Origin of the sequence: Hymenobacter rubidus (genome assembly GCF_016734815.1) — a bacterium.
Classification (GTDB): Bacteria; Bacteroidota; Bacteroidia; order Cytophagales; family Hymenobacteraceae; genus Hymenobacter; species Hymenobacter rubidus.
Genome location: NZ_JAERQF010000017.1, coordinates 30888 through 42548, shown reverse-complemented (window position 1 = coordinate 42548; position 11661 = coordinate 30888). Strand labels below are relative to the sequence as shown.

The following is an 11661-nucleotide window of genomic DNA, read 5'->3' as shown; positions in this document are numbered from 1 at the left end:
AAGAAGCAGGGTAGGAGGGGTGCTAAAACAACAAACCCGGCAAAAAAGGGCCGGGTTTGAGAATAAATTAAGCTGATTTTGCCGACTTCTTAGGCGGCTTTGCCTTTGCTGCCGGCGTTTTAGCTGCTGGCTCTGTCGTCGGTACTTTGGGCTTCACCACGTTCTTAGCTGCTTTGGACACTGCCGCTTTTGTTGCTACCGCTTTCGCGGGTGCTTTAATAGCAGGCGCGCCATTTGGGGCATTTTTGGCCTTAGTAGCGGGCTTGGATTTCGCCGTCGGTTTTGATGGTGGCGTCGGCGCCAATTCCAAAGTAGCTTCTACCACAACCGGCACTGCTTCGGATGCAGGTTCAACGGGCTTGGCTTTCCCTGAAGCAGCTTTTGCTTTCGCTGCCGAAGCAGGCTTTGGCAAAATATCCGTTTTCGCCGCGCCCTTCGCCGCTGCGGATTTCTTTGCGGCTACGGGCTTTATGGGTTCGGCAGTAGCCTCCACCAAGCTGGCCGAAGAACCAGTCAAACGGCCCCCAGCTACCTGCGTGCGCACCAGAGACGGGTCCTGAACGGGAACTACCGGCGTATCGATGGCCGGTTTTTCCGCCCGCGCCCCACTAACGGCCCGGGCTTTCGACCGACGCGGCTGGCGAGCAGCCGGAGTGGGCGGCATTGCATTAGCAGCCGGCTCAGTAGTTTCCCTCGTGCCTTCCGCCGCGGGAGTGGCGCTGATAGAAGCAGGTACCGCTAGTTGCGGACGTTCATCTGCCACCGGCCCGGAAAGTTGCTCGGCTGTGCCAATAACGCTGTTGCTGACAGGTAAAGCTTCGTCAAGCGTTACAGTGCTTGCGTCAACAGTGCCAAGGGTGGCCGCTTTGGCCGTTTTCTTCTTCCGGTTGCGGCTGCTTCGGGAGCTGGAAACAACGGTTTCAGGCGCTACTGATAAGGCAGCCACCGCCACTTCTGTGGCCGGTGTGGCACTGGGAGCAATGCTTGCAACCGGCGTGGGCAATTCAGCATCGGCCGTTGGGACATCAGCAGCCACGGCTTCAGCCGTAGGCACTACAAACAAGGGCACGCGTGGCACGCGGCCGGGCTCCTGGCGCCGTCCACCACGTTTTACCGGCACCGATTTGGTGATGACGGAGGATTTTTTCTCCGGCACTACCGGCGTACTGCCCACTCCGGCGCCCAGGCCCTGTGCAGCATCAATGGTTCCGTCAGGCGCAACGGCTTCGGCTCCCGGCAGCAGTTCGCCGGCGGCCAGTCGGAGCGCATGCTTGCGCGCCGTGCGCTTAGCGCCCCCGCGGGAACGGCGCTTCTTTTTCTTTACCGGCTCCGCGCCGACAGCGCCCGCTTCGCTGTTAAGGCTGGTGGCGTATGGCTCCGGCAGCACCTCTTCAAGTGCCACCAGTGCGTCACCTACGGCATTCGGAACAAGCGGTACGGCCTCGTTTTCTGCTGCAAAAGCTGCCACTTGGTACTGCTCATTCTCATTGGGCACAGTCGGCTGGCCCTTTTCGCGTCCGTCGCGGCGGCCCCGCTCTGGCCGGCCCGCCCGAGCTGCGCGTTGCGCCCGAAATTCCTCCGGTGATAAGCGCGGTGGCCGGCTTTCAGTGCTAAGCGACTGCCCCAACGCCGATTCCAGCGTGGCTTCCGCCGCTTCGGCAATGCCCGCAGGCCGCGCCACCGCCGAAACCACTGTGCCTTCGCCAATGTCAATCCGTTCTTCGTCGTCTTCCACCTCGGCTACGGGCGCCGGTTGGCGTAACGCTGGCAGCGCGGCTAGTTGGGTCCGCACCTGGTTAAGCTCGGCGTCCACGTTTACTTTCCGCAGGCTTAGCTGCTCCAGTTTTTCGCGGGTGCTTTCCAGAAACTGCCGGTGCTCCGGCGCCGCCGCAAACAGGGGCCGGTGCCCCAACGACTGCCGAATGGTGGCCCATTCCTTGCGGAAACGACCAAATTCCGCATCGAAATACGTGCGAGCAAACTTGTCCCAGATATAATCTTCCGCAACTTCCGACGGGTGTAGCATGTCGGAAGCGTAAAAACGGTAGTCCCGCAAATCATCCACCAGCAACTCGTACGCCGGGAAATAGGCCACGCCGGGCAGCAAGTCGCTCACTATATGCGTAGCCACCCGCAACACCGATTTGCTGACCGAATTCAGTTGCAGCGTATCCTTCAAATGCCTTACTGGGCTCACGGTCAGCACAAAGCGTAGCTCCGGGTTGATGCGCCGCAGGTAAGCGTGCGTTTCGGCCAGCGCGTTAATGATTTCGTCGGGCGTCAGCATTTCCCGCACAAACAAGTCGGCCGGTTGCTTATGGCAATTGCTCACCAGTTCGCCGGTTTCGCGCAGGCGGTAAGTCCACGCCGTGCCCAGCGTCAGCACCACCACATCGGCCGAGCGCAGAAATTCCCCCGTGCGCTGCACCAGCGCCTGAATGGTTTGCAGCAGCTCTACTGGCGACTCGGCCCCAAGGCTGCCGTGCAAGTCGTAGCTCTGCCAGCGGCCCCGCGCTTCCACCAAGTGCTGCTGCCAGTCCACTTCCTCGCCGGCTGCCGCGCGCAGCAGCCGGGCCAGCGCCAACGGCTGAAACACGGTGCCAAATGGATTCACCAGCGTGTCCACTTTGTTCGCGGTCAGCCTCGCCCCCATGCTATCAGCGAAGCAGGAGCCCATGGTGAGAACCCGCGCCGTGCGCGCCAGTTGGCCCGTGGCCGGGGCAATTATCAATTCAGTTCTAAACATTAAAGCAAAAATAGGCCGGAACCCGGCTCTAGCCCGAGGACCTTAATAAAAAAAGCCCTACCAAGTGGCAGGGCTTTTCTAAACAGTTGCGCAGCCGAAACTACTCGGCTACTACGCGGAATTTCACCGCGTGCTTCACTTCCTTATGCAGGTTAGCGGTAGCCGTGTAGTCGCCAGCAGCCGAAGGCTCCTGGTCGAACGACAAACGCTTGCGGTCCACATCCACACCCTTTGCTTTCAGCGCATCGGCCAGTTGCAGAGTGGTTACGCGGCCAAAGATTTTGCCGCTCTCGCCCACCTTGGCGGGGATTTCGAGCACCATGTCGCCAATCTGGTCGGCAATGGCTTGGGCGTCACCTTTGATTTTGTCGGCTTTGTGAGCGGCCTGGCGCACGTTCTCAGCCGTGATTTTCTTGTTGGTCTTGTCGGCCAGCATGGCCAAACCCTGGGGCAACAGGAAGTTGCGGCCGTAACCCGATTTCACGGTTACGGTGTCGTTCTTGTACCCGAGGCCCTTAACGTCGTCTTTGAGGATGATTTCCATGTCGTGATGAGATGTGAGACACGAGACACGAGACACGAGAAAGTGGGCGAACCCAACCTTACTCTATTCTCACGTCTAACGTCTCATGTCTAAAGTCTATTTCAGGGCGTCGGCTACGTACGGCATCAGCGCCAGGTGACGGGCTTTCGCGATGGCCTGGGTCACTTTGCGCTGGAATTTCAGGCTGGTGCCGGTGAGGCGACGGGGCAGCACGCGGCCCTGCTCGTTCACAAACTTCAGCAGGAAGTTCGGGTCTTTGTAGTCCACGTACTTAATGCCGTTCTTCTTGAAGCGGCAGTATTTCTTGCGGGTGTCCTGCGGCTTATTCATAGCCGACCGGTCGTTGTTATTCCGGTTGAATGCGGGAGATGCCATGTCGTTGCTAAATTATTGGGCTACGGCTTCGGTTTCTTTGGCCGCTTTCTGCTGGTTCATCTCACCGTTGCGGCGGCGCGTGTTGTACTCCACGGCGTGCTTATCGAGCACCGTCGTGAGGAAGCGGATAACGCGCTCGTCGCGGCGGAACGCCAGCTCAAGCACGTCCACGATGTTGCCTTCGCCAGTGTAGGACAGGCAGAAGTAGTAGCCGGTGCTTTTCTTTTGAATTGGGTACGCCAGCTTGCGCAGGCCCCAGGCTTCCGTGGATAAAAGGGCGGCGCTATTTTCCTTAAGCACCTGGGTGAACTTCTCGACCGTTTCTTGCACCTGGCTCTCGTTCAATACGGGAGTCACGATGAAGACCGTCTCGTAATTTCTAACTTCCATTACGATGGTGGTGAATGTGGGGGGTGAAAAAATTGATTGGGGCGCAAAGGTACTGACTTTCGGGCACATTGCCAAAGCTCCGCCTATGTTTACTCCAGCCTCAAGGTTAGAGCAACCGATTAGTTTGATAACTGTTAGTGTAGTGCTGGGCTGACTGTACCACCCAAATAGCTAGCCGATAAGCCCCCATCATCATGGCCCAAACCATTGTAGCTGCTGCCCGCCAGGCTGGTAATTTACTATATAGTATGCCCCGCAAAACAATGTATTAGCCCGTTATTTGGTATTATTCTAAATAAAGCCAGAAGCAGATTTGATGCTCAAAAATGACTTCTCGCTTTTTGCCGCCTACGATTCCTGACCTACATTTGTGGCCTTGAAATGCCCCTAGCGTTTCGTTTTACCGTCTATTTTCGTATGAATAGCATTCGACTTCGTTCGTTACCTCATCTGCTGCTGGCGTTTGTGCTCACGTTTGCCGGCATCCAGCAGGCTTCGGCCCAAGACGCCGCCGCCGTGAAAAAAGAAGGGGTAACACCCGGTGCCACTGCAGCCGCCACCCCCGCTACTGCCGCCGCTCCCGCTGCCGGTGGTGGCGACGCCGCCGCCATTGCCGCCGGCGATGCCCTGTTTAAAGGCAACTGCGCCCAGTGCCACGCCGTGAATGAGCAAGTGGTCGGTCCCGCGCTGGGGGGTATCACCAAGCGCCGCCCCATCTCCTGGATTTTGCCTTGGGTGAAAAACTCGAGCAAAGTGGTAGCCAGCGGCGATGATTACGCTGTCGCCCTGTTCAACAAGTTTAATAAGCAGCAAATGCCCTCGTTCGCCCTGTCGGACAAGGAGATTACTTCCATCGTCGCTTATATTACTTCGGAAGAAGGCAAGGGCGGCGTTACCGCTAAAAATGCCGCTGCAACAGACGGCAAAGACGGTGCTACTGCAACTGGCGGTGCTGAAGAAGGCGCTGGCAAATACGTTGACATCCTCCTCATCGTCCTGGTAGTTGTGCTGATTGTGCTGGTGGTAACGCTCGTTATCATTGGTAACCTGATGAAAGACGTGCTGCGGGGCCGCAAAGACCTCGACGGCCGCGACATCGAAATCCTAGAGCAGCGCTTCGACTGGAGTAAGTTTTACCGCTCGCCCGTGCTGCGCGGTATTGTGGGGACGGTTTTCGCCCTGGTTTTACTTTACGAAGGCGTACAAAGCGTCATGGCCGTTGGCTTGAACCAGGGCTACCAGCCTACTCAGCCCATTGCTTTCTCGCACAAGCTGCATGCGGGCGAACACCAGATTAACTGCGCCTACTGCCACACCTCAGTATATAAGAGCAAGTCGGCTAACATTCCTTCGGCCAACATCTGCATGAACTGCCACGCGCAGATTAAGACGGAGTCGCCCGAAATCAAGAAAATCTATCGGGCCATTGAGCGCAAGCAGCCCATCCAGTGGGTGCGCATCCACAACCTGCCTGATTTGGCTTACTTCAACCACTCGCAGCACACGCAGGTGGCCGGCCTTCAGTGCCAAACCTGCCACGGCCCCATCCAGAACATGGAAGTGGTGTACCAGTATTCGGCCCTCACCATGGGCTGGTGCATCAATTGCCACCGCGAGATGCCCCTCAACACGAAGGATAACAAGTACTACGACAACCTCGTGAAGCTGCACGACACCAAGAATGCTGGTGCACCTTTCACCGTATCGTCGAACGGCGGCACCGAGTGCTCGAAGTGCCACTACTAACCCAAAATTGATTGTAGTAGTCAGTACTGGGTAGTCAGTATTGTGAACTACTGGTTATTGATTACTGACTACCCAATACCGATTACTGATTACCATTTCAAATGAAGTACTGGAAAGGAATTGAGGAACTGGAAAGCGCTCCGGAATTCATGCAATCGGCTTTTGCCGAGTTCATGCCGGTCAAGGAAAGCCACGAGAGCAGCGATGCTACTGCGGCCCCCCGTCGTGATTTCCTCAAACTAATGGGTTTTGGTGTGGGCGCTGCGGTGCTGGCATCGTGCGAAACGCCGGTTAAAAAGGCGATTCCCTACCTGAACAAGCCCGAAGAAGTTGACCCGGCTATCTCCAACTTCTATGCTTCCACCTACTTCACCGGCTCCGATTACAACGCCGTGCTGGTGAAAGCCCGCGACGGCCGGCCGATTAAGCTGGAAGGCAACCCGGAGTCGCCCATTACCAAAGGCGGCCTTTCGGCTCGTGCACAGGCTGCTGTGCTCAGCCTCTACGATGGTGGCCGTCTGCAAAACTTTGCTATCAAAGGCCAAAAGGCTGAGGTGAAGCAGGTTGACCAGGAAATTCAGAGCAAACTGGCCGCGACAACTGGCCGCATTGCCATCGTTTCGCCCACCATCATCAGCCCAACCACGAAGAAGGCTATTGCTGAATTCGCGGCGCGCTACCCCAATACAACGCACGTAATGTATGATGCGCAGTCGGCCACCGGCCTGCTGCAAGCCAACAACGGCGTGCTGCCGGCCTACGATTTCAGCAAGGCCAATGTCATCGTAAGCCTTGGCGCTGATTTCCTGGGAACCTGGATTTCGCCGGTAGAATTCGCTAAGCAATACATCGTAAACCGCAAGGTGAGCAGCGACAAGCGCACCATGTCGCGCCACCACCAGTTCGAAACCACCATGTCGCTCACCGGTTCCAACGCCGACGTGCGCGTACCAGTGAAGCCTTCGGAAATGGGTGCCGTAGCACTGGGCCTGTACAATGCCGTGACCGGTAGCGGCTCGACCGGCAACGGCTCTTATAGCAAGCAACTTGCTACTGCCGCCGCTGAGCTGACCGCTAATCGGGGCGCCAGCCTCGTTGTATCTGGCTCGAACGACCCGGCCGTGCAGGCCTTGGTAGCAGCCATAAACCAAAGCCTCGGCAACCTGGGCACAACGGTTGACGTGGTAGCTCCCAGCAACCTGCGCCAAGGCGACGACGCTCGCATGGCTGCTTTGGTAAATGACATGAACAATGGCAGCGTTGGTGCTGTGATTTTCTATAATGCCAACCCGGTATACAACCACCCGCTGGGTGCCAAAGTGAAGTCGGGCATTGCCAAAGTGCCACTCACCATCTCGCTCAACGACCGTCTGGACGAAACCGGCAGCCTCTGCCAATACGCCGCTCCCGATAACCACTGGTTGGAATCGTGGAACGACTTCGAGCCCAAGCGCGGCTACCTCAGCCTGTCGCAGCCGGTTATCACGCCGCTCTTCACAACGCGTCAGGCCCAGGAAAGCCTGCTGCATTGGGCTGGCAATAACACGACGTATTACAAGTACCTGCGTGCCAGCTGGCGCGGCGTAACCCCCACCGATGCTGCCTGGGACAAGGCCGTGCACGACGGGGTAGCCACCGGCACCGCGCTGCCCGCTGCTCCGGCCATGCTGAATGCTGCGCTGAGCCCGGCCGCTGCTGCTTCGCAAATCAGCAGCGCGGCCAAGCCCAACGGCGTTGAGTTAGCTCTGTACGAAAAGGTAGGCTTGAGCGCTGCCGGTTCGGAAGCCAACAACCCCTTCCTGCAGGAATTGCCCGATGCTATTTCGAAAGCAACCTGGGGCAATTACGTTGCCGTGCCACGCAAAATGGCCATCGACAACAAGTGGGAGCAAGGCGATGTTGTGAAAGTGACAGCCAACGGCTACAGCATAGAATTGCCGGTTCTGATTCAGCCCGGCCAGACCAATGGCACAGTAAGCATTGCCCTCGGCTATGGCCGCACACTAGCTGGCAAGGTTGGTGATAAAGTGGGCGAAAACGCGGCTCCATTGGCGCTGATGGCTAACGGTATTCAGTACATGAATGCCGTGACGCTGACCAAGACAGACGCTACCTCGCCTATTGCTCAGACCCAGACGCACCAGACGCTGATGGACCGCCGCCCGGTGGTGCAGGAAAACACGCTGGCCAACTACAAAAAGAATCCGAAAGAGGTAACGGAATACGAAAAGATTGCTACCCCCGATGGGCTCGAAGCGCCCAACAAGGTGTCGCTGTGGCAGGATTATCAGTACAACAACCACCACTGGGGTATGGCCGTGGACCTCAACTCGTGCATCGGCTGTGGCTCGTGCGTGATTGGGTGCCAGACCGAAAACAACACCGCCGTCGTAGGCAAGCAGCAGGTAATTAACCGCCGCGAGATGCACTGGATGCGCATCGACCGTTACTATAGCTCGGACACCCATAAGGATTCGTTCGAAACCAAAGGCAAAGTAGGTACCTACGCCGCCATGGAAGACCCGTCGGAAAACCCGCAGGTCATCTTCCAGCCCATGATGTGCCAGCAGTGCAACCACGCACCCTGCGAAACGGTGTGCCCGGTACTGGCGACTACGCACAGCTCGGAAGGTCTCAACCAGATGACCTACAACCGTTGCATCGGCACACGCTATTGTGCCAACAACTGCCCCTACAAAGTGCGTCGCTTCAACTGGTTCTCGTACTACTCAAACGAGAAGTTCGAAACGGTAAACGGCCACATGTTCACCGACCTCGGCCGCATGGTGCTGAACCCGGATGTGACGGTTCGCGCCCGTGGCGTGATGGAGAAATGCTCCTTCTGCGTGCAGCGCATTCAGCTTGGTAAGCTTGAGGCGAAGAAGCAGAAGCGCCGCCCGATTGATGGCGAAATTGTGACGGCTTGCGCTCAGTCGTGCCCCACCGAAGCCATCGTATTTGGTGACATGAAAGACCCCAACAGCCGCATCAGCAAGCTCCTCCGCCGTGAGGACGGCGAACGCGCCTTCCACTCACTCGACTCCATCAATGTGCAGCCGAACGTGACGTACCTGACGAAGATTCGGAATTCGGAATCGGAGTTCTTCGCTAAAGAAAACGCTTAATTCAACCCATTATGCAGCACGTATCATCCATACGCGAGCCGCTCGTAACTGGCGGTAAGACGTTACACGACGTAACGCAGGACATCTGCTATCAGGTGGAAGCCAAACCCAACCTGCGTTGGATGGCGGCCTTGAGCGTGGCCTTATTTTTTCTGGGCGTATTCTTCTACTCCGTGTACCGCACCGTGTGGTACGGCATCGGGGAGTGGGGCCTGAACAAAACGGTTAACTGGGCCTGGGACATCACCAACTTCGTGTGGTGGGTAGGTATCGGCCACGCCGGCACGCTGATTTCGGCGGTACTGCTGCTGTTCCGTCAGAAATGGCGGAGCTCCATCAACCGTGCGGCAGAAGCCATGACCATCTTCGCCGTAATCTGTGCGGCCATGTTCCCGGTGCTGCACATGGGCCGTCCGTGGTTGGCATTCTACGTTTTCCCGCTGCAAAACACGCTGGGTTCGCTGTGGGCCAACTTCAATTCGCCGCTGCTCTGGGACGTATTTGCCATCTCGACCTACTTCACGGTATCGTTGGTGTTCTGGTACATCGGTCTGATTCCAGATTTTGCTTCGATTCGTGACCGTGCTAAAGGGCCTATTGCCAAGTTCAGCTACTCCATGCTGAGCTTCGGTTGGAAAGGTTCGGCTAAAGCTTGGTCGCGCTACGAAACCGTTTCGCTGATTCTGGCCGGTGTTTCGACCCCGCTAGTACTTTCGGTACACACCATTGTATCGATGGACTTTGCTACCTCAGTAGTACCTGGCTGGCACACCACCATTTTCCCGCCCTACTTTGTGGCCGGGGCTATCTTCTCAGGTTTTGCCATGGTGCTTACTCTGATGTTGATTACCCGCGTGGTATTCCGTCTGGAAGACTATATCACGCTGGAGCATATTGCACTGATGAATAAAATCATGATGGTAACCGGCTCCATTGTGGGCGTGGCTTACATCACGGAGTTCTTCATTGCTTGGTATTCACAGGTGGAGTTTGAGCAGTACGCCTTCATCAACCGCGCTACCGGCCCATACTGGTGGTCGTATGCTTCGATGATGACCTGCAATGTGATTACGCCCCAGCTGGTGTGGTTCCGGCGCGTACGCTATAGCATTCCGCTCACGTTCATCCTGTCTATCATCGTGAACATCGGGATGTGGTTCGAGCGCTTTGTAATCATCGTGACTTCGCTGCACCGCGACTACTTGCCTTCGAGCTGGGCCATGTTCTCGCCTTCTATCATTGACATCGGCCTGTATGTTGGTACGCTAGGCCTGTTCTTCACGCTGTTCCTGCTGTTCGCCAAGTTCTTCCCCGTGATTAACATGGCCGAAGTGAAAACTATCCTGAAGTACACCGTGGACAACGGCCCGACTTACAACCCCGAGAAGGCCCACGCCGCTCACGCTCACCAACCCGCCATTCACGGAGCTCCAGCTTCGGCACCCGTAACTTATAACAAGCATGACTAAGCGCTTTGCCCTCGGCATCTTTGATGACGAAGACGTGCTGCTGCACGCCATTGAAAACATTCGCGCGGCGGGTGTGAAGGTATACGACGTGTTTTCGCCTTATCCAGTGCACGGCATCGACGATGCGCTGGGCATTGAACGGTCACGGCTGCCCATTGCAGCTTTCTTCTTCGGCATGACAGGTTTGTCCTTCGCGCTGTGGATGCAGATTTACATGCTGGGTTTCGACTGGCCGATGATTATCGGTGGTAAGCCGCACATCGCGCTGCCAGCCTTCGTGCCCGTTGCCTTCGAATTAACGGTATTCTTCACTTGCCACGGCATGGCGCTTACCTTTTTCACCATTACAGGGCTGTATCCGCGCTTCAAGACCCCGGTAATGGATGTGCGGGCCACCGACGACAAATTCGTAATGGCCATCGAGTTGGATGAAACCAGCTCGCAATTTCCCCGGCTGACCCAACTGTTGCGCGACAACGGCGCTTCGGAAGTCAACCAAAAAGAAATGACCAATAACTAATGACGCATCCGCTGAACCTGAGCCTGCGCGTTTCGGCGCTGCTACTGTCCCTGGGGTTGGCCACCACGGCCTGCACCCACGACGGAAACGACCCCGGTGTGGAATACGCCCCGGAGATGTACGAATCAATTCCTTACGACCCGCTGAGCCAGACCCATTTCAACCCGGTCAACTCCTTTGGCATCAACGAGCGCACTCCGGCTAATGGCACGGTACCGAGAGGCAAACTGAACTACTACGACCACATTCCCAAGGACAGTGTGCGGATGGCGGAGCGGTTGCTTCACAATCCTTACGCTTACACCAAGGCCAATCTGGAAGAGGGGAAAGTGCTTTACACGCGTATCTGCTCGCACTGCCACGGCGAACAAGGCGATGGGCAGGGTTTGGTAGGCGCGAAGTTTAAAGGTGTGCCGAACTACTCGACGGGTGCTTATAAAACGATGAATGACGGCCACATCTACCACGTCATCGAATGGGGTCGGAACCGCATGATGCCACACGGCTCCATTGTGAACCCCGAAGAGCGTTGGAAAATTGCCATGTATGTACGCGTACTCCAGCGTGGCGAAGGACCAGATGCGCTGAGCAAGCTAGTATCTAAAGGTCCTGCTGCAGTAGCCAGCGACTCAACCGAAATGAAAGATGCCACCAACCAAGCACCGGTAGGACAGGCACAAGCCGGAACCGGTTCGGAAACTCCCGGCGAAGGCAAAACGAAAGCAACTAACGGCACCGCCAACTAA

Annotated in this window: 9 protein-coding genes; 5 read left to right on the top strand and 4 right to left on the bottom strand. The window is 56.8% G+C overall.

Translation table 11 applies throughout. The annotated features are described in order from the left end of the window. Positions 1-67 precede the first annotated feature (67 nt). The 4 genes from JKL48_RS12950 to rpsF all read right to left on the bottom strand — a co-directional run bounded on the left by JKL48_RS12950 (position 68) and on the right by rpsF (position 4055). Entirely contained in the window at positions 68-2746 is a 2679-nt protein-coding gene (locus tag JKL48_RS12950) for a GSCFA domain-containing protein (protein ID WP_201983058.1), read from the bottom strand. Positions 2747-2846: 100 nt separating this feature from the next. Next, on the bottom strand, positions 2847-3290 hold the full coding sequence (gene rplI, locus JKL48_RS12945) for a 50S ribosomal protein L9 (RefSeq protein WP_201983056.1): 444 nt from the start codon (positions 3288-3290) through the stop codon (positions 2847-2849). A 96-nt stretch (positions 3291-3386) separates the two neighbouring features. Beyond that, entirely contained in the window at positions 3387-3620 is a 234-nt protein-coding gene (rpsR, locus tag JKL48_RS12940) for a 30S ribosomal protein S18 (protein WP_035561439.1), read from the bottom strand. A gap of 57 nt (positions 3621-3677) precedes the next feature. Further along, complete coding sequence (rpsF, locus tag JKL48_RS12935) at positions 3678-4055, bottom strand: 30S ribosomal protein S6 (protein WP_201983054.1); 378 nt, start codon at positions 4053-4055, stop codon at positions 3678-3680. 417 nt (positions 4056-4472) lie between these two features. On the opposite strand from rpsF, the gene JKL48_RS12930 reads away from it, so the two are divergent. The 5 genes from JKL48_RS12930 to JKL48_RS12910 all read left to right on the top strand — a co-directional run bounded on the left by JKL48_RS12930 (position 4473) and on the right by JKL48_RS12910 (position 11661). Continuing rightward, on the top strand, positions 4473-5801 hold the full coding sequence (locus JKL48_RS12930) for a c-type cytochrome (RefSeq protein WP_201983052.1): 1329 nt from the start codon (positions 4473-4475) through the stop codon (positions 5799-5801). Between the two features lie 101 nt (positions 5802-5902). Continuing rightward, positions 5903-8926, top strand: a complete 3024-nt coding sequence (locus JKL48_RS12925) for a TAT-variant-translocated molybdopterin oxidoreductase (RefSeq protein ID WP_201983050.1) — start codon at positions 5903-5905, stop codon at positions 8924-8926. An 11-nt stretch (positions 8927-8937) separates the two neighbouring features. Beyond that, positions 8938-10395 (top strand): NrfD/PsrC family molybdoenzyme membrane anchor subunit, encoded by a 1458-nt coding sequence (gene nrfD, locus JKL48_RS12920; RefSeq protein ID WP_236668771.1) that lies wholly within the window; start codon positions 8938-8940, stop codon positions 10393-10395. Next, positions 10388-10915, top strand: coding sequence for a DUF3341 domain-containing protein (locus JKL48_RS12915; protein WP_201983049.1), 528 nt, complete (start codon positions 10388-10390; stop codon positions 10913-10915). The genes nrfD and JKL48_RS12915 overlap by 8 nt, the downstream gene beginning before the upstream one ends. Continuing rightward, positions 10915-11661 (top strand): c-type cytochrome, encoded by a 747-nt coding sequence (locus tag JKL48_RS12910; RefSeq protein WP_201983048.1) that lies wholly within the window; start codon positions 10915-10917, stop codon positions 11659-11661. The genes JKL48_RS12915 and JKL48_RS12910 overlap by 1 nt, the downstream gene beginning before the upstream one ends.